Here is an 18,717-nt window from a genome sequence, read left to right as displayed (position 1 = left end):
TCGGGGGATCAGACTTGGCCCTGGCGACCTTGGCGCCTGGTGCGCGCGTACTCGTCCTCGACGACGACGAGTACGACGCCGAAGCCGCGGTATGTGCGCTGGAGGACGCCGAATTCGACGCGACCGCGCTTAGCCGTAACGAACGCGGCGTCGGTGTGGACGAGTTCCTCGCCACCGAATGCGCCGAGTTCGACGCCTTGGTTTGCGACCACGTCCTCAACAGCAGTGCCTGGTTCGGATTCGCCGGAGCGGAGCTTGTGAGCCGGGCGAACTCACGGCCCGGCCGCCCTCTCCCCGCAGTCCTGGTGACCAGCCACCGCAATACCGACGAAACCGGTGCAATCAGCCGATGGCGCGCTGGCATTCCCGTGGTGGTAGACAAGCCGGACCTCACCGAGGAGATCGTGCCGGCCTTGGAGTACACCGTCCGCGAACTACGGGGTGAATTCCGTGAGGAGCGACGCCGGTTCACGACTCCAATCGAGGTCCTCGACGTCTTCGACGGCCCCGGCCCACGACAGGCCCGCGTCGTCGTCGTGGGCTGGCACCTTACGAAGAGCGTGTACATGCCACTCGACCCGGTCCTCGAAGCCACCGGGTTACGCCCGCACGAGCTCCGCGGTCGCTGGCTGGAGGCCAAAGTCAACTGCTACGCCACGCGAGCCGACGACCTCTACTACACCGACATCGTCGTTGCCCCGGACATGCCTGCGGAGTTCCAGCTGTGACGACCTCTCCCAGTGGCGCACGCGTCCCACTCGACGGCCTCGGTGTGCGGCTTCTGGACGTCGGCCACGGCAACAGCGCCGTGGTCTGGGACGGCACGGTGTGCTCAGTGGTGGATGTGGCTCCCGGCGACCTGGTCAACGAGGAGCTCCGACGGCTCGGTTGCACGCGCATCGAACACCTGGTGATCTCGCACTCCGACAAGGACCACGCGGGCGGCGCCGCCAGACTGCTCCTCGACGACGCCCGGACTATCGGCACCATCTGGTACACGGCCGACGGCCACAAGCGGTCCGAGACGTGGCAGCGCATGCTGCGTGCGGTCGAGTTCCGGCTGCGCACCGGCGGACTCGACGACCAGCAGAACATCCACTCCGGCATGAAGCGGCGGCTGCACAACGGTCGGGCGTGGCTCGAATGCGTCCACCCGGATGTCGTGATGGCCGGCACAGGTCCCACCGGTCGGCACCCGACGGCCGGAACCCTCACCGCCAACACTGTGTCCGTCGTCGTCAAGGTGCATCTGGACGACGTGCCAGCGGCTCTGCTCACCGCGGACATCGACGCCATCGCCTTGGCCGAACTGGAACGCCGCGACGCCGATCTGACCGCCCCGGTCCTGGTCTTCCCGCATCACGGAGGCCGCCCAGGGCGTGCCAACCCCGGCGAGTTCGCATACCGCATGACGCAACTGGTGGCCCCGAAACTCATCGTGTTCTCCATCCAGGGCGGCGGACGTGCGAGCAACCCGCATCCCGACGTGGTGGCCGCAGTGCGACGCGCCGCTCCGGACGCCCATATCGCCTGCACCCAGGTTTCCCGGCACTGCCACACTCGCCTTGAGCCGCTGCCCGCCGGCCACCTGTCCATCGGCCCGGCTGCGGGACGGGAGCGGGGACGCTGCTGCGCTGGCAGCCTCGCCATCACCAGCGGCGCCGACGGCCTGGTCATCGATCCCCCGCTGCCCGCGCACGCGTCGTTCGTCGACCAGCACGTGGCGGCGCCGCTGTGCCGACCAGCGATCGTGACCGCCGTCCCCGCCGCCCGTGACGGCGAGGCGCTGGGCGGATAGCCCCAGGGGTCGGCGTTGACCGTATTCCAGGCCCCCACCCGCGACTTCGCACGTTGCACTGTCACCGCGCTGCCCTCGTGCTGCAGAATGTCAGCCACGAAGATCGCCTTCTCGGAAGGCTCGGGCGGATGGGACCGAAAGTGCAGACCACGGGCTATGCGGCGTACGTGCGGAGCCTCACACAGCTGGTTGGCGACGCAGCAGCCGACCGCTGGTCCCGTATCGAAGGCGACATCGACCATGCCCTCAACGGCGAAGCGGCAGCAGCCGTGCGGCGCCTGGTCGACCGTCCGACACGCCGGGCGATCGGCTCCTTTTTCACGTCGGGTCCGGTACGCGCCGAATTCACCGACCTGCTCGGACAGGATCTCGACAACAGCGGTGGCCCGGCCGGCGGCTACCTGGACCCGGCCTGCGGAGCCGGCGACCTCCTGCTGTCCGCCGCCGTACGTCTGCCGCTCGCCGGCAGCCCCCCTCAGACGCTGCGCCGCTGGAGCACCAAGCTGGCCGGCACCGACCTGCAAGAGCCGTTTGTCGAAGCGGCCCGGCTGCGGTTGCTGCTGCTCGTGCTGCGGCGCCACCACGATGCGGGTACCCCCGGACGGCTGACTGCGGCGCAGACGGAGCGCGCCTTCCCGGGGCTGCGGCAGCAGGACGGCCTCGCCGCCCTGAGCGAACTCGGCCAAGCGCGCCAGGCCAGGAGGCCCCTACCGCACATTCTCCTGAACCCCCCGTTCGGGCCAGCCCCCGCACCAGCCGACTGCACCTGGTCGACGGGCAAGACCTCACTCGCCGCGCTGTTCACCGCCGCAGCCGCCGAAGCGCTGCCGCGCGGCGGCCGCATGACGGCGATCCTTCCGGACGTGCTGCGCAGCGGCAGCCGCTACCGGGCCTGGCGGGACCGGCTGGCGGCGCTCATGTCCGTCCACGAGGTCCGCCCGCACGGCCAGTTCGACGAGCACACCGACATTGACGTGTTTCTGCTCACCGGCACCCGCCAAGCTCCTGCCCGGACCGCCCCTCCCCCGCCGTGGACCGGCCCGGACAACCCTGTCGGACACCTCACCACCATCGGCGACCGCTTCGACGTGTCCGTCGGCCCGGTCGTGGACTTCCGCGATCCGCACGAGGGCCCACGGGTGCCCTATCTGACCGCACGCCACATCCCGGCCGGCGACGCGATGGGGCTGCCCGCGAACACCCGGCGCTACAAAGGACGGCTGCTCACTCCGCCGTTCGTCGTCATGCGCCGCACCTCGCGGCCGGGGCAGGGCGTCGCCGGGCAACCACGTAGCGCCGGCGTGCTGGTTCTAGGCGACGAACCTCTGGCGGTGGACAACCACTTGATCACCCTGGCCCCCAAGCGGCGCTCCGGGACCGGCCTGCGGCAGAGCCAACGGCTGCTGCGGGTGCTCGGGTCGCCGACCACCGCCGACTGGCTTGACGAGCGCATCCGCTGTCGTCATCTAACCGTCACGGCGGTCCGCGGCATCCCCTGGCTGAACTGAGCCGGGCGACAAAGCCGGTGCCACTTCGGGTAGCGGGCCCATGTGGACTTGCCGGGTCCAGTCAGGTCGACGCCCCACTCGCCGATGAGCACAGCGACGATGAGCAGGCCGCGGCCTGACTCCTCGCATGCATCGGAGCGGCACGGGAGAGGGAGAACAGCGTCGTGGTCGTCGACCCGCAAGTACAGCCGCCCATTGTCCGCAGCGCGGATCCCGCAGGTGAGGTAGACGTCGGCGGCGTGAGTCACCGAGTTGGTGACGAGTTCACTTATGAAGAGGGTGAAGTCGGCGGTCCAGGCAACAGCGAGTGAGCACGCCAACGGGTGCGTCGAAGTCGCATACGCCTCGACGGCCGTCTTCGTCCGCGGCGAGCAGCCTGGGCCGCTTGCCCTGGACAACCACCTGACCACGCTGACGCCGGAGCGGCGGTCGGGTAAGCGGAGTCATCCCCTGGTTCGACTGACCAGCGTCGAGTCGGCTAGTAGCCGGGTTGTGAAGAAATCGCGCTCGCCCCGGTAGGTCCGACGCGGCGGCCGTAAAGTGTCCGGAACGGCATCAGTACGGTCTGCTTTCACATAGGCACGGACCGCTGTCATCGGGGGTTCGAGATGACGGATTCCTACGGCCTCGACGTGGCGGGCGGCCGCCCCGACGTGGACGCGGCCCACGAGGGCGGGGACGCGGCCTCGGACTTCTTCCGGGCGCTGGGCCGCCAAGTGCGGGTGCTGCGCGAGCGGAAGGGCTGGTCGCGCCGGGAGTTCGGCAGCCGGATCGGCTACGGCGAGGACCAGATCACGTCGCTGGAGCTGGGGAGACGGATCCCGCAGGAACAGTTCCTGAACAGCGCGGACGAGCTGCTGGACGCGGACGGGGTACTGAAGGCGACGACGGAGGACGTCGCGCGGGCGAAGGCCCGGGTGAAGGTGCGGCATCCGGCGTGGTTCCGGGATTACGCGCGACTGGAGGCGCAAGCGGTCGAGCTGCACTTCTACAGCACGATGGCCATCCCGGGGCTCATGCAAACCGAGGCCTACGCACGCGAGATCTTCGAGAGCAGCCAACCGCTGCTGGAGCCCGAGGAGATCGACGAGCGCGTGGCTGCGCGTCTCGCGCGTCAAGAGATCCTGAAGCGGCGCCCCCCGACGATTATCACGGCGGTAGTGCACGAGTGGGTGCTGCGGCAGCCTTTTGGCGGACGCACGGTGCAGAAGCGGCAGCTCGCTCGGCTGCTGGAGATCGCCGAGCTGCGAAACGTCGAGTTGCAGGTGATGCCGAACAACAGCACCGGGCACGCCGGAATGAGCGGCCCGTTCACCCTGCTCACTCCGCCGGAGCGCACCCAGATCGCCTATGTCGAGGTGCAGCACGTCAGCCGGATTATCAGCGACCCCCGTGAGGTCAGGGCACTTGCCGCCAAATATGGCAGCCTTCGGGCGGCGGCGATGACGCCGCGTGAGACCTTGGCCCTGATCGAAGGGATGCTGGAGGCTTCATGAGCGAGGCATCGACTGGCGTATGGCGCAAGAGCAGCTACAGCGGCGATACCGGTGGGGAGTGCGTCGAGGTCGCCGTACAGCCTCAAGGCATGCGCGTCCGCGACTCCAAGAACCCCGCCGGTCCACGGCTGGGGTTCCCTGTCGACGCGTGGGCGGAATTCCTCGGCGGTGCGCTGCACCGCTGATCCGCCCGAGCACTCCGCGGCCCGTCGCCCTCCCCGAGGGATGACGGGCCGTCGCGGTTCTAGCGGCGCTCTCCGGCCATGTCGCCGCCGTTGTCGCGGCGGTCGAGGGCGCGCTGCAGGGCCTGGGCGGCGTTCTTGCGGGCAGTTTCATCCATGGTGCACTCCACGAGGCGAGAGCGGGCGGAACGACGCGTCCCCGGCGCGGATCAGGCGGGGTCACGGGTCGTGAGAACACCCAGAACGTGGACCGGCCTCGTGGGCGTGATGTCCTGAAGATCCCACCCAAACCGGGAGTTTCGGCAAGGTAGGACGTTCTAGTAGTTGTACGGTAAGCGACCGGGTGGGGTGCTGTCCGCAATTTACTCGGAGTTCCTACTATCCGAGACGCCGACTACTCCAGCGGAGTCGCCCGAACACGCGCACGGCCCCGGAGGCGGATGCCTCCGGGGCCGTGCGGAACCTGCGGGTGTGCCGTGCGTCAGTCGACCAGGTTGACCGGGCGCACGATGTCGGCGCCGATCTCCGCGGCGATGCCGTTGAGCACGTCGGCCGGCACCGCCGAGTCGACGGTCAGCGCGACCAGCGCGCGGCCGCCCTTGGCGTCCCGGCTGACCTGCATGCCCGCGATGTTGACGCCGGCGTCGCCGAGCAGCTTGCCGATGATGCCGACCACGCCCGGGCGGTCGCCGTAGCGCAGGAACACCATGTGCTCGGTGAGCTGCAGGTCGACGTCGAAGCCGTGCACCTCGACGACCTTCTCGATGCGCTTCGGGCCGGCCAGGGTGCCGGACACCGAGATCGCGGTGCCGTCGTTGAGCGTGCCGCGCACCGTGACCAGGTTGCGGTGGTCCGGGCTCTCCGAGCTGGTGACCAGGCTGACCTCGACGCCGCGCTCCTGGGCGAGCAGCGGCGCGTTGACGTAGGACACGGCCTCTTCGACGACGTCGGAGAACACGCCCTTGAGCGCCGCCAGTTCCAGGACCTTGACGTCGTACTGGGTGATCTCGCCGCGGACCTCGACGTCCAGGCGCTGCGCGACACCGCCGGCCAGCGCGGTGAAGATGCGGCCGAGCTTCTCGGCGAGCGGCAGGCCCGGGCGGACGTCCGGGGCGATCTCGCCGCCCTGCACGTTGACCGCGTCCGGCACCAGCTCGCCGGCCAGCGCGAGGCGCACCGACTTGGCGACCGCGATGCCCGCCTTCTCCTGCGCCTCGTCGGTGCTCGCGCCGAGGTGCGGGGTGACGACCACGTTGTCGAACTCGAACAGCGGGCTGTCCGTGCACGGCTCCTTGCTGAACACGTCCAGGCCGGCGCCCGCGACGCGGCCTTCCTTGAGCGCGGCGGCGAGCGCCTGCTCGTCGACGATGCCGCCGCGGGCGGCGTTGACGATGCGGACGGTCGGCTTGACCTTGTGCAGCGCCTCATCGCCGATGAGGCCGAGGGTCTCCGGCGTCTTGGGCAGGTGCACGGTGAGGAAGTCGGCCTGCGCGAGGACCTCGTCCAGCGGCAGGATCCGCACGCCGACCTGGGCGGCGCGGGCGGGCTGCACGTAGGGGTCGTACGCGATGACGTTCATGCCGAACGCCGACATGCGCTGCGCGACGAGCACGCCGATGCGGCCGAAGCCGACCACGCCGAGGGTCTTCTCGGCGAGTTCCACACCGGTGTACTTGCTGCGCTTCCACTCGCCGTTCTTGAGCGCGGCGCTCGCCTGCGGGATGTTCCGCGCGACGGCGACGATCAGGCCGCACGCGAGTTCGGCGGCGGTGACGATGTTCGAGGTCGGCGCGTTGACGACCATGACGCCGGCCTTGGTGGCGGCGGGCACGTCGACGTTGTCGAGGCCGACGCCGGCGCGGGCGACCACCTTGAGGCGGCCGGCGGCGGCGATCGCCTCGGCGTCGACTTTGGTGGCGCTGCGCACGAGGATCGCGTCGACGTCGGCGATCGCGGGCAGCAGCTCGGCGCGGTTCGCGCCGTCGCAGTGCCGGATCTCGAAGTCCGGACCGAGTGCGTCGACCGTGGCCGGCGACAGTTCTTCAGCGATGAGGACGACGGGCTTGCTCACTGCGATCCTTTGCTTTTCCTCGGCAGCGATGACGGCGCTCCTCGGCGCACGGCGACGCTGCGCGCGGAGGCGGGTGGGTCTGACGCGCTGCCGATTCTAGTGCCGGACTTGTGCGCGGATTGCCGGAGTCCGGAAGCTGGACGGGGCAAGATCGCCGCCGCACGGCGCGCCGAGCCTGCGGACCGCCCGTTACGGAGCGACGAACCAGCCCACCGTGACGCGCCGCTGCCCGCCGCGGTCGGCGATCACGACCTCGCCCGAGCCGCGGCTGTTCAGCCGGTGGCTGCCGCCGTACGGCAGCGCGACACGCTCGCCGTTCTCCAGCCACACCTCGGACACCGGCGCGTCCTGCGACCCGCGGACCCAGGTGACCCACCACGCGCCCGCGGTGTCGCAGGCGAACTCCAGGTGCACCCGCGACACGAACAGCCAGTCCGCGGGCGTCACCAGGTGGCAGCGCGACGCGTCGCGGCCGACCGACATCCGGGCGCCCGGATCGGTGGGCGCGCTGGCCATCAGCATCGCCACGGTCGCCGCGTCGTCGGCGCCCGACGTCGAGGCCATGTTGAGTTCGAGCACCGGTTCTTCCCCTCCCGAAAACCTTGCCCCCGGAAACCCTGCGTCCCGTGCGGTCAGGCGCCGCTCGACCGCCGCGGCGATTGTGCGCCGCACGGACACGGGCCGCGCCCCGCTATGCCGTGCGTGACCGCGGTCTGCGCGATCAGGTCCCAGCCGCCGTGCACGTGGCGCACGGTGTCCAGGTAGTTCGGGCCGAGCAGCTCGTTCAGCTCGGGGCACAGACCCGAACTGTAGAACTCGCGGCGCAGCTTCGTCTTGCACCGTTCGACGGTGGCCGCGGACAGGTGCAGCAGGTCGCACAGTTCGCGGGTGGATTTGGCGCGTTTGACCTGGCGGCCGTGGATCCAGTCGCAGGACATCGCGGTCAGGACCTCGATCTCGGTGTCCGACAAACGGTTCTGCAGCACGTAGGGCGCGACGTCCTGGGTCTCCGGGACGCCGATGTCGCCTTCGGTGGGTTCGTCACCGGCCAGCTGCGGCAGGGACAGCCGCCATTCGACGACGACGCGGCGTCTGCGCGCCAGGTCGCTGATGACGATGCGGCCGGAGCGCTGGGCGCCGAGCGGGAGGGTGGCCCCGTACGGCACGGGCTCCGACACGCCTTCGCGGTCGATCTGCACGAGGGCGACCGGCCGGGTGTGCGAGCCCTGGATCCATTCGACGGTCCACCGTTTCTCGTCGGTGAACACGAACTCCAGGTGCGTGCGCGAGACGAAGCGCCAGTCCTTGGGGGTGTCCAGGCGGCAGCGCGACGGATCGCGGCCCACGGCGAGCCGCTGGCCCGGCTCACTGGGCATCTTCACCGTGCGGGACCGCGGTAGTTCCTGGTCGCGCAGGTCAGCGTCGTCCGACGTCGCCGCAGTGAGGATCAGTTCGAGCATCGCCATCCGTCCGGTCTCTGTCCCCTTGTGGGGGGTTCCTCCTGGTGCACCATGGTCGCGAGTCGACCGTAAGGCCTACCCGCCTGCCGGGGAATCCTCGGGTCCCTCCTGGGGCCGGGGACGGGGCGCGACCGACTGGGGAGTCGGCAGCGCTTCGCATTCGATGACCACCGCGGTGGCGTCGTCGTCGCCGCTCTGCACGGCGGTGACGGTGAGGGTCGTGGCGGCGTGGAACGGGTCGCCGTGGATCAGGTCCGCGACGGTCTCGTCGGCCAGGTGCCCCACCCCGTCGGTGGCGAGCACCACCCGGTCGCCCGGGTGGAGTTCGATGCGCTGGAGTTCCGGGTCGGGCTGCTGGGAGCCGCCCAGCGGGGTCGACGTGAGCAGCCACGGGCGGCCCAGGTCGGCCGCGTTGCCCTGCTCGGTGAGCCGGAACGCGGCACCGCCGCGGACGAGCCAGCAGACGCTGTCGCCGCAGCCGGCCAGGTGCAGGCGGCCGTCCTGGACGACCGCGGCGACCACGGTGGTGCGCATGCCTTCGTACGTCTGGCCGTGGCCGTGCCGGCGCACCGCCAGGTCGGCGAGGGCGATCGCGGCGCGCAGCCGGTCGCTCCAGCCCGCGGACAGGTCGGCGGCGGCGAGGTCGGCGACCAGGGTGCGGCAGGCGACGTCGGCGGCGTACCAGCCGGAGGGGTGGCCGCCGAGGCCGTCGGCGACGACGAAGACGCTGCCCGTGGCGGCGTACCGGTCGTCGTTGTCGCGGGCGGTCAACTCCGGGCCGAGACCCAGGCGTTCGCGGCGGGCGGCGCGGCGGCGGCCGGGGTGGGACGCGGCGGACCAGGCGGACGCCTGGACTTCGACGTCCGGGGCGGCGGGCTTGGCGTCCTGTTCGCGGCGGCGCGCGACGCTGTCGGTGCGCGAGGTTGCCTCCACGTCGTCGTCGACCTCCGGGGCGGGTGCGGCAGGGGGCGGGGAAACGGGCTGGGGTACGGCCCGCGGTACGGGCTGGGGCCGCGCGGTGGCGGCGCGCTGCGCGGGCGGCGCGGCGTCCGGGCCGGGCGGCGGCGGCACGACGGGCGGGTCCGCGGGCAGCGCGCGCAGCGACGGGACCGTGGTGTCCGCGCCGCCGGGCCGCGCCGGCCGGGCCGGGTCGTCGGGCACGGCCTGCGCGGGGCGGGCGGGGGCCGGCGGCGGGTCCGGCAGGCCCGGGCCGACGTCGAGGTACAGGTCGCCGTACATGTCGTCCGCGGCGGCGTCGTCCGCGCCCGGGGCGTCGGCCCGGTCGGCGCGCAACTCGTCCTGCCGCAACGTGCGTTCGAATCCGGCGGGCGGCCGCAGCTCGCCGGGCGCGCCCGGGTCGCCGCCCGGCGCGCGTTCGCCGGACGGCAGCAAACCGCCGCGGGCCGGCACGGCCCCCTCCCGGCGGATGGAGTCCCCTCTGCCCCTCATCTGCCTCACGCTCCACGAGGTCGGTCCGGAACTGCGATCCGGTGCGCCGTCGCAACGATCCCACCAGCATCGCGCCTTCGGGTGTCCCACGGCACCGGTCCACCGACTCCGATTGTTCCGCAAGCGCACCCGCGCCGTGCGGCGACCGGCCACAACATCACCGAACCGGGACGGGATCGGGCCGTTCCGCGGATATCGAACCAGGGCGTGTCCAGGCCGAACGACGCAGCGCCCCCGGCCCGTTGGGCCGGGGGCGCTGTCGACGGTCCGTCAGAGCACGGTTCAGCGCTCGTCGTTGACCCAGCTCATCATCTTGCGGAGCTGCTTTCCGGTGACCTCGAGCTTGTGCTCGGAGTCGGCCTTCACGTACTCCTTGTACTTCGGCAGGCCGGCCTTGTACTCGGCCATCCAGGTGGCGGCGAAGGAGCCGTCCTGGATCTCCGCGAGGACCTTCTTCATCTCCGCCTTGGTGTCGGCGGTGATGATGCGCGGGCCGGTGACGTAGTCGCCCCACTCCGCGGTCTCGGAGATCGACCAGCGCATCTTCTCCAGGCCGCCCTCGTACATGAGGTCGACGATGAGCTTCAGCTCGTGGAGGCACTCGAAGTAGGCGATCTCCGGCTGGTAGCCCGCCTCGACGAGGGTCTCGAAACCGGCCTTGACCAGCGCGGCGGTGCCGCCGCACAGCACGGCCTGCTCGCCGAACAGGTCGGTCTCGGTCTCCTCGGTGAAGGTCGTCTTGATGACGCCGGCGCGGGTGCCGCCGATGCCCTTCGCGTACGACAGGGCGAGGTCGAACGCCTTGCCCGAGGCGTCCTGCTCGACCGCGACGATGCACGGCACGCCGCGGCCCTCTTCGTACTGGCGGCGGACCAGGTGGCCCGGGCCCTTCGGGGCGACCAGCGCGACGTCGACGTTCGCCGGGGGCTTGATGAAGCCGAAGCGGATGTTGAAGCCGTGGCCGAAGAACAGCGCGTCGCCGTCCTTGAGGTTCGGCTCGATGGCCTCGGCGTAGACGTCGGCCTGGACCGGGTCCGGGGTGAGGATCATGATGACGTCGGCCTCGGCCGCCGCCTCGGCCGGAGTGACGACGCGCAGGCCGGCCTCCTCCGCCTTGGCGCGGCTCTTCGAGCCTTCCAGCAGGCCGACACGCACGTCGACGCCGGAGTCGCGCAGCGACAGCGCGTGGGCGTGGCCCTGGCTGCCGTAGCCGATGACCGCGACCTTGCGGTTCTGGATGATGGACAGGTCGGCGTCGTCGTCGTAGAACAGCTCGGCCACTTGGGGTATCTCCTTTGGACACGGATTTCGGGTCGCGACCCGCACGCCCATTTTGGCAAATGATGCGGCCGGTCCGTCCCGGTGGTTTGCAGTGTGAGACTCGGCTGCTCACCGCACGGCCGTGAGGGGCCGTGCGGCGGGCGGCGCGGGCGCCCGCCGGACGCCGGACACGACCTAGGCGCTGCGCTCGACCGGGCGCAGCGAGCGGTCGGTGATCGAGCGGGCGCCGCGGCCGATGGCGACGACGCCGGACTGCACCAGCTCCTTGATGCCGAACGGCTCGAGCATGCGCAGCATGGCGTCGAGCTTGTCCGAGCCGCCGGTCGCCTCGATGGTCACCGCGTCGGGCGACACGTCGACGGTCTTGGCGCGGAACAGCTGGACGATCTCGACGACCTGCGAGCGGGTCTCGTGGTCGGCGCGGACCTTGACCAGGAGCAGCTCGCGCTGCACCGACTGCGCCGGGTCCAGCTCGACGATCTTGAGGACGTTGACCAGCTTGTTGAGCTGCTTGGTGACCTGCTCGAGCGGCAGGTCCTCGACGGCCACCACGATCGTGATGCGCGAGATGTCGGGGTGCTCGGTGGTCCCGACGGCGAGCGAGTCGATGTTGAAGCCGCGGCGCGAGAACAGCGCGGTGATCCTGGCGAGGACGCCGGGCTTGTTCTCGACGAGGACCGAGAGGGTGTGCTTGGTCATGGTGTTTCGTCAGCCTTCCTGCTGCCGCGCGGGCGCGCTCACTCTTCGCCGTCGCCGAAGTCCGGGCGCACGTCCCGGGCGGCCAGGATTTCGTCGTTGGACGTGCCGGCCGCGACCATCGGCCACACCATGGCGTCCTGGTGGACGACGAAGTCGACGACCACCGGGCGGTCGTTGATCTCCATGGCCTGCTTGATGGTGGCGTCCAGGTCGTCCGGGTTGTCGCAGCGCAGGCCCACGCAGCCCATCGCGTCGGCGAGCTTGACGAAGTCCGGGATGTGCTTGCTGTGCAGGTCGGTGTTCGAGTAGCGCTGGTTGTAGAACAGCGTCTGCCACTGGCGGACCATGCCGAGGCTGCCGTTGTTGATGACGGCGACCTTGATCGGGATGTTGTTCAGCGCGCAGGTGACCAGTTCCTGGTTGGTCATCTGGAAGCAGCCGTCGCCGTCGATCGCCCAGACCGTGGTCTCGGGCATGCCGACCTTGGCGCCCATCGCGGCCGGGACCGAGTAGCCCATCGTGCCGGCGCCGCCGGAGTTGAGCCACGTGTACGGCTTCTCGTGGTCGATGTAGTGCGCCGCCCACATCTGGTGCTGGCCGACGCCCGACGCGAAGATCGTGTCCGGGCCGCTGATCGCGCTGAGGCGCTCGATGACCAGCTGCGGGGACAGCGTGCCGTCGTCCGGCAGGTCGTAGCCGAGCGGGTAGCGGTCGCGCCAGTCGTTCAGCTGCTCCCACCAGGCGGTGTAGTCGCCGCGGCGGCCGGCCTCGTGCTCGGCCTGGACGGCGACCACCAGGTCGGCGATGACCTCGCGGGCGTCGCCGACGATCGGCACGTCCGCGACGCGGTTCTTGGAGATCTCCGCGGGGTCGATGTCGGCGTGCACGATCGTGGCGTTCGGCGCGAAGGTGTCGAGCTTGCCGGTGACGCGGTCGTCGAACCGGGCGCCGAGGGAGATGATCAGGTCGGCGCGCTGGAGGGCGGTGACCGCGGCGACGGTGCCGTGCATGCCGGGCATGCCCAGGTGCTGCGGGTGGCTGTCCGGGAACGCGCCGAGGGCCATCAGCGTGGTGATGACGGGGGCGCCGGTCAGCTCGGCGAGGATGCGCAGCTCGGCGGACGCGTGCGCCTTGAGGACGCCGCCGCCGACGTACAGCACGGGCTGCTTGGCCTCGGAGAGCAGGCGCGCGGCTTCCCGGATCTGCTTGGCGTGCGGGCGCGTGACCGGGCGGTAGCCGGGGAGTTCCGCGGTGCCGGTCCAGACGAACTCGGTGGCGGCCTGCAGCGCGTCCTTGGAGATGTCGACGAGGACCGGGCCGGGGCGGCCGGTGGACGCGACGTGGAACGCGGCGGCGATGGTGGGCGCGATCTCGGCCGGGTCGGTCACCAGGAAGTTGTGCTTGGTGATCGGCATCGTGATGCCGCAGATGTCGGCTTCCTGGAACGCGTCGGTGCCGATCGACGAGCTGGCGACCTGGCCGGTGATCGCGACGATCGGCACGGAGTCCATGTGCGCGTCGGCGATGGGCGTGACGAGGTTGGTCGCGCCGGGGCCGGACGTGGCCATGCAGACGCCGACGCGGCCGGTCGCCTGTGCGTAGCCCTCCGCGGCGTGGCCCGCACCCTGCTCGTGGCGGACGAGGATGTGCCGGACCTTGGTCGAGTCGAGCATCGGGTCGTACGCGGGGAGGATCGCACCTCCCGGAATGCCGAAGACGGTGTCGACACCGGCGGCTTCCAGGGAGCGGATCAGCGCCTGTGCTCCTGTCACCTGCTCAGTCATGGGATTTCGTCTCTTCTCGATCGCGGTCGGCATCTCGTGGTCGCGGTGTCCCGCGGCGGGTCTCCCGGCGCCTTCGACAAGGCGAGCACCGGTCCACCGCAACAAAAAACCCCTCGTGCCGTCAGGCATGCGAGGGGAGGCGCGTGGGCTGTGCGGTGCTCAGCTCACGCGCGCGGCTACTACGAGGATGCGGGTCTGCATGGGTCGACCATTCCTCCGAGGGCCACTCGGTGTCAAGCGGGCTTGTTTCGGGTCTCAGCATACGGACTGATCGTCCCATTTCAGCCTTGCGGGCGCTGGACGGGCAGCGCCGGGGAGCGTTCCGGCGGGACGGTTTCGGCGGGTGCCGCACCGCTCGGGACCGCAGCGGTCTCCCCCAGTGTGCCGGTCCGCAGGACGTGCAGCACACCGTCGTCTTCGAGCGGGCCGGAGTACAGGAACCCGGTGCCGCGCTGGCAGCCCATGTCGCGCAGCATGACCGCCTGGTCGGGGGTCTCGACGCCGGCCGCGACGAGGGTGAGCCCGAGGTCGAGGCCGAGCCGGACGATCGTCGAGGTGAGCGCGGTCAGGTGCGGACACGTGCCGACCTCGGCGACGAACGAGCGGTCGATCTTGAGCGTGTCGATCGGCATGCGGCGCAGGTAGGCGAGCGACGAGTGGCCGGTGCCGAAGTCGTCGACGGACAGCCTCACGCCCAGCCGCTTGAGGGCGCCGATGCGGTCGAGGAACGCGCCGGCGCCTTCGCCGCGGACGTTCTCGGTGATCTCCAGGGTGAGCGCGTGCGGCGGCAGGGCGGAGCCGCGCAGCACGGCGTCGACGGTGTCGACGAAGCCGGGCGCGGTGAGCTGCCGGGCGGGGAGGCTGATGCTGGCGCCGATGTCGTGGCCCTCGGCGCGCCAGCGCGCGGCTTGGTCGGCGACCTCTTCGAGCACCCAGCGGCCGAGCGGGGCGGGGGTGTCCGCGGCGCCGGACTGGCGCAGGTACTCGGCCGGGCCGATCAGCGCGCCGCGGTCGTCGCGGCGGCGCAGCAGCGCTTCGACGTCCCGGATCCGGCCGGTGGCCAGGTCGACGACCGGCTGGTAGAGCACGGTGAGGCGCTTCTCGTGGAGGGCGCGGCGTTGCCGGGCGGCGCGTTCGACGCGGCGGACGGCGTCGATGTGCATTTGTGGTGCGTAGACCTCGACGCGGCCCTTGCCGCCGGACTTGGCGCGGTACATCGCCAGGTCGGCATTGCGCATGAGTTCGGCGGGGTCGATGCCGGGGGTGGAGAACGCGATGCCGATCGACGCGGCGACGCGGACTTCCTGTCCGCCGATCCGGTAGGGCGCGGACAGCGTGGCGAGCAGGCGTTCGGCGATTTCCCGGATGGCCTGCGGGGAGGCGTCGCCGGCCAGCAGCGCGGCGAATTCGTCGCCGCCGAACCGGGCGACGGTGTCGCCGACCCGCACCGCGTGCTCCAGGCGGCGGGCGGCCTGCACGAGGAGTTCGTCGCCGACCGCGTGGCCGCCGGCGTCGTTGACCGCTTTGAAGCCGTCGAGGTCGAGGAAGAGCACGGCGACCGTGGGGGTCTGGCCGCGCCGTTGGGCGAGCGCGTGCTGGATGCGGTCCTCGAACAGCGCGCGGTTGGGCAGGTCGGTGAGCCGGTCGTGGAACGCGTCGTGTTCCAGCCGGGTCTGGAGTTCGACGCGGTCGGTGACGTCGCGGCTGCTGAGGATGATGCCGTCGCCGTAGCGGTTGACCGCGGATTCGGTGTGCAGCCAGGTGCCGTCGGCGGACCGGACCCGGCAGTCGACGCGGGTCATCGCGGGCTGTCCGGCCTCGTCGAGGAAGCGCCGCAGTTCGCTCTGCACCCGGGCGTTGTCGTCGGGGTGGATGAGCAGGTCGAGGCGGGTCCCGACGAGTTCTTCGGGCTCGAAGCCGTAGACGCGGCGCACGGCGTGGCTGACGTACTCCAGCACGCCGTCCCGGCGGGCGATGATGATGACGTCGCTGGAGCCCTGCACGAGGGACCGGAAGTGGCTTTCCGCGACCGCGAGTTCCTGGGCCATGAAGACGTTGTCGACGAGCATGATGCCTTGCCGCAGCACGAGGACGACGAGGACCGAGCCGCCCGCGACGAGGACCACCGGGTCGAGTCGCCGTCCGGCCACCGCGTCGCCGAGGACGCCCGCGGTGCACACGGCGGCGGCGATGTAGGGGGTGAGCGCGGACAGCATGGACAGCGTGCGGTGCACGGGCGCCGGGTCGGCGGCGGCGTCCGGCGGCGGGTGGTCGACGTCGCCCATCCACGGGGCGACGGCGAGCAGGATGCTGCCGGTGAACCAGCCCGCGTCGAGGAGTTCGCCGGAGCGGTAGCCGCCGTGCAGGCCGGGGGTGGTCCACAGCGCATCGCTGACGACGGTGACGGCGAGGGCGACGAGGGCCGCGTTGAGGGCGGCGCGGTCGGCGCTGCCGGCCCGGAAGCGCAGGCCGAGGACCATGCTGACGAGCAGGATGTCCATCACCGGGTAGGCGAGCGTCAGCGCGATCTTCAGCGCGTCGGTGCGGTCGCCGTCGGCGGCGCGGGCGAGCGCGAGGCTCCAGCCGAGGGTGAACAGCGATCCGGCGACGAGCCAGCCGTCGAGCACGATGCACACCCAGGCGGCGAGGCCTTTGGGGCGCTGGGCGACGAGCAGCAGGCCGAGGATCGCGGGCGGCGCGAAGAACAGGAAGAACCAGTCGGCCGGGCCGGGCGTCGGCACGGTCTGGTCGAGGACGACTTCGTACCAGCCCCAGATGCCGTTGCCCACGGCGACCATCAGGGCCGACATGCCGAGCAGCGCCCAGGACAGGCCGACCCGGTCGCGTTGGCCGACGGAGCGGGCCAGGCACGAGACGGCGGCGGTCCCGGCGGCGGCGGACAACCCGAAATCGCCCATGGTGAGCGAGACCGCGGGGCTGCCCCACCCCAGGATCGCGCCGATCGTGTACGCGACGCACAGGGGGACGGCGACGGCCACGACACGCCGCCTGGTGCGGGTTCCGGACAAGGTCAGCGATCGCGCCCGCTCGGGCCGTCCGCGGCCGGACTCGGCGTGCGGGCGGCGGGACCGGCGCAGGCGACGCGGAATTCCCCCGGCATGTGACGACTCCCCTCCTCACCGGATCCTGGGGAAACCAAGGCCCGGCGTTCCACGAATCGGACGATACACCACTTCCGTCACTGTGTGCTTTCTCTCAGAAACTCAGGGTAACGGACTTTGGTGTGGTGCAAGACGGCTTCCCGCAACTTGCGCCGGAACCCGCGGGGGAAAGGGCGGTGGCCGGATAACGACCGGCGAAATTCGGGAACGGAGAGGCGGGTGGGACGGCTGTGGCTCGATCCGGCCGGCGACCCGTCGGCCCGGCGCCGTCTAGCGCTTCAGGATGACGACGCCCTTGCCGGAGGCCACGCGTTTGAAGCCCTGCTGCTCGACCATGAAGTCGATCCAGCTCTTGGCCCACTCCTGCTTGCCGTCCCATGCGTCGATGGCGAGCCAGCCGGGGCCGGGCAGCACGGTCGGGAAGGCGGTGACCCGGTCGCGCGAGGTGAGGCGCGGGGCGAGGCGTTCGGTGGTGGCGACGTTGACGCCGTCGGGGACGAGCGCGAGGAGTTCCTCGGCACGGTGCACGCGTTCGGGCACCACCCAGGCCGGCTTGTGGAGCAGTTCCATGAGCGGGAAGTCGCGGGCCAGGGAGGCCGAGACGGCTATCGGGACGATCGCCGCCTTGGCGGCGTACCGGCGCAGCCAGTCCCGGCGTGATGCGCGCAGGCTGGTCACCGCGTCGGCGAAGGCCGCGAACACGATGGGCATCAGGACGGCGCTGTAGTGGAAGGCGGTGCCCCAGTAGTACTGGTTGCTGGACGTGAAGCGCCAGAGCAGCGTCGGCAGGACGAGCGCGAGCAGCGGCGACCGCAGGGCGAGGAACCCGGTCGGCAGCAGCAGCATGAACAACGTCATCCACTTCACGCTGGGGAACAGCATGTGCTTGGGCAGCCCGAGCGCCAGGTCGCCGAGCGGGACGGACGACGCGCTCGCGCCGGGCATCGCGTTGCCGGCCCGTTCGGTGCCGTCGAGGTTGCCCCAGAACGGATAGGTGCCGGTGTCGTTCAGCGACGGCAGGACGACGAACACGACGAGGACGAAGGCGACGATGCCGACGCCCGCGGAGACGGCCGCCCACTTCCACTGGCGTTTCCAGGCGAGCCAGCAGCCGACCGCGACGAGCGTGAGCGGCAGGTCCTCCTTGACCAGCACCAAGGGCAGCAGCCAGCAGACGCCCGGGCCGTACTCGGCGCGCAGCAGGCGTTCGAGGCCGAACGCCAGCATCGGCACGGCGAAGCAGATTTCGTGGAACTCGAACGCGACGGCGCTCTGCAGGCCCCAGCTGAGTCCGTAGGCGATGCCGAAGGCCGCGCCGCCGAGGTTGCCGAAGGTGCGCATGCCCATGCGGGTCATCGGCACGACGGACAGCGCGATCAGCACGGATTGCGCGACGAGCAGCGTGCCGGCCCCGGGGAAGATCCGGTAGACGGGGGCGAGCAGCGCGAGGATCGGGTGGAAGTGCTCGCCGAGGACGTTGAATCCGGGGTCGCGGATGTCCGAGACGGGGGCGCGGAAGTGCGCGTAGTTGCGGACGACCTGTTCGAAGAGGCCGAGGTCGTACGCGTGCGTCTCCATGCGGCGGTGCTTGAGGAGCGCGTACGTGGTGTAGACGATCGCGAAGGCCGTGAAGAGCAGGTACGGCACGGCTGCCGGCCCGAGTCCGAGCCGCGCGGGCAGCCCGCGCCGGTCGGACCGGCCGCCTTCCACCGGTCCCGGGAGGTCGCCGGGGATGCGGGTGCGGGTGTCCGTTTCGGTGGCGATCGTGCCCTCCGCGGCGCGGCCGAGTCGGCTGGCCGGAATCTTCATGGTTCTCCGCTTCGTGCGCGGCCTTCGGTTGCCCCCCTGCGGCGCGGACCCAGACCTT

Annotated in this window: 14 protein-coding genes; 5 read left to right on the top strand and 9 right to left on the bottom strand. The window is 71.0% G+C overall.

The annotated features are described in order from the left end of the window. The first annotated feature begins 14 nt into the window (after window positions 1-14). The 5 genes from ABEA93_RS00735 to ABEA93_RS00715 all read left to right on the top strand — a co-directional run bounded on the left by ABEA93_RS00735 (window position 15) and on the right by ABEA93_RS00715 (window position 4,987). Entirely contained in the window at window positions 15-728 is a 714-nt protein-coding gene (locus ABEA93_RS00735; protein ID WP_345673229.1) for a response regulator, read from the top strand. Next, a complete protein-coding gene (locus ABEA93_RS00730) occupies window positions 725-1,798 on the top strand; it encodes a ComEC/Rec2 family competence protein (protein WP_345673228.1) in 1,074 nt (357 codons plus the stop codon). Before ABEA93_RS00735 ends, ABEA93_RS00730 begins: the two co-directional genes overlap by 4 nt. A gap of 128 nt (window positions 1,799-1,926) precedes the next feature. Next, entirely contained in the window at window positions 1,927-3,306 is a 1,380-nt protein-coding gene (locus tag ABEA93_RS00725; protein WP_345673227.1) for a hypothetical protein, read from the top strand. Window positions 3,307-3,914: 608 nt separating this feature from the next. Next, entirely contained in the window at window positions 3,915-4,802 is an 888-nt protein-coding gene (locus ABEA93_RS00720) for a helix-turn-helix domain-containing protein (RefSeq protein WP_345673226.1), read from the top strand. After that, window positions 4,799-4,987 carry a DUF397 domain-containing protein gene (locus ABEA93_RS00715; protein WP_345673225.1) on the top strand — a complete coding sequence of 63 codons (189 nt, stop codon included), beginning with the start codon at window positions 4,799-4,801 and terminating at the stop codon, window positions 4,985-4,987. The genes ABEA93_RS00720 and ABEA93_RS00715 overlap by 4 nt, the downstream gene beginning before the upstream one ends. A gap of 478 nt (window positions 4,988-5,465) precedes the next feature. Here ABEA93_RS00715 and serA read toward each other — a convergent pair whose 3' ends face one another. From serA to ABEA93_RS00670, 9 genes are all read right to left on the bottom strand, one after another. After that, window positions 5,466-7,055 (bottom strand): phosphoglycerate dehydrogenase, encoded by a 1,590-nt coding sequence (gene serA / locus ABEA93_RS00710; protein WP_345673224.1) that lies wholly within the window; start codon window positions 7,053-7,055, stop codon window positions 5,466-5,468. Between the two features lie 189 nt (window positions 7,056-7,244). Beyond that, window positions 7,245-7,634 carry an FHA domain-containing protein gene (locus ABEA93_RS00705; RefSeq protein WP_345673223.1) on the bottom strand — a complete coding sequence of 130 codons (390 nt, stop codon included), beginning with the start codon at window positions 7,632-7,634 and terminating at the stop codon, window positions 7,245-7,247. Window positions 7,635-7,687: 53 nt separating this feature from the next. Then, entirely contained in the window at window positions 7,688-8,521 is an 834-nt protein-coding gene (locus ABEA93_RS00700) for a hypothetical protein (protein WP_345673222.1), read from the bottom strand. Between the two features lie 69 nt (window positions 8,522-8,590). Next, complete coding sequence (locus tag ABEA93_RS00695; RefSeq protein ID WP_345673221.1) at window positions 8,591-9,925, bottom strand: PP2C family protein-serine/threonine phosphatase; 1,335 nt, start codon at window positions 9,923-9,925, stop codon at window positions 8,591-8,593. 321 nt (window positions 9,926-10,246) lie between these two features. Then, complete coding sequence (gene ilvC, locus ABEA93_RS00690; RefSeq protein WP_345673220.1) at window positions 10,247-11,245, bottom strand: ketol-acid reductoisomerase; 999 nt, start codon at window positions 11,243-11,245, stop codon at window positions 10,247-10,249. Window positions 11,246-11,419: 174 nt separating this feature from the next. Beyond that, on the bottom strand, window positions 11,420-11,944 hold the full coding sequence (gene ilvN / locus ABEA93_RS00685) for an acetolactate synthase small subunit (protein ID WP_345673219.1): 525 nt from the start codon (window positions 11,942-11,944) through the stop codon (window positions 11,420-11,422). Between the two features lie 38 nt (window positions 11,945-11,982). Then, window positions 11,983-13,761 (bottom strand): acetolactate synthase large subunit, encoded by a 1,779-nt coding sequence (locus ABEA93_RS00680; RefSeq protein WP_345673218.1) that lies wholly within the window; start codon window positions 13,759-13,761, stop codon window positions 11,983-11,985. Between the two features lie 248 nt (window positions 13,762-14,009). Next, window positions 14,010-16,727, bottom strand: coding sequence for a putative bifunctional diguanylate cyclase/phosphodiesterase (locus ABEA93_RS00675; RefSeq protein WP_345673217.1), 2,718 nt, complete (start codon window positions 16,725-16,727; stop codon window positions 14,010-14,012). Between the two features lie 393 nt (window positions 16,728-17,120). Beyond that, complete coding sequence (locus ABEA93_RS00670; protein ID WP_345673216.1) at window positions 17,121-18,659, bottom strand: DUF2079 domain-containing protein; 1,539 nt, start codon at window positions 18,657-18,659, stop codon at window positions 17,121-17,123. Between the last annotated feature and the right edge of the window lie 58 nt (window positions 18,660-18,717).

Origin of the sequence: Yinghuangia aomiensis (assembly GCF_039542225.1) — a bacterium.
Taxonomy (GTDB): Bacteria; Actinomycetota; Actinomycetes; order Streptomycetales; family Streptomycetaceae; genus Yinghuangia; species Yinghuangia aomiensis.
Note: the sequence above shows the minus strand (reverse complement) of the source record. Positions and strands in the feature narration are given on the sequence as shown.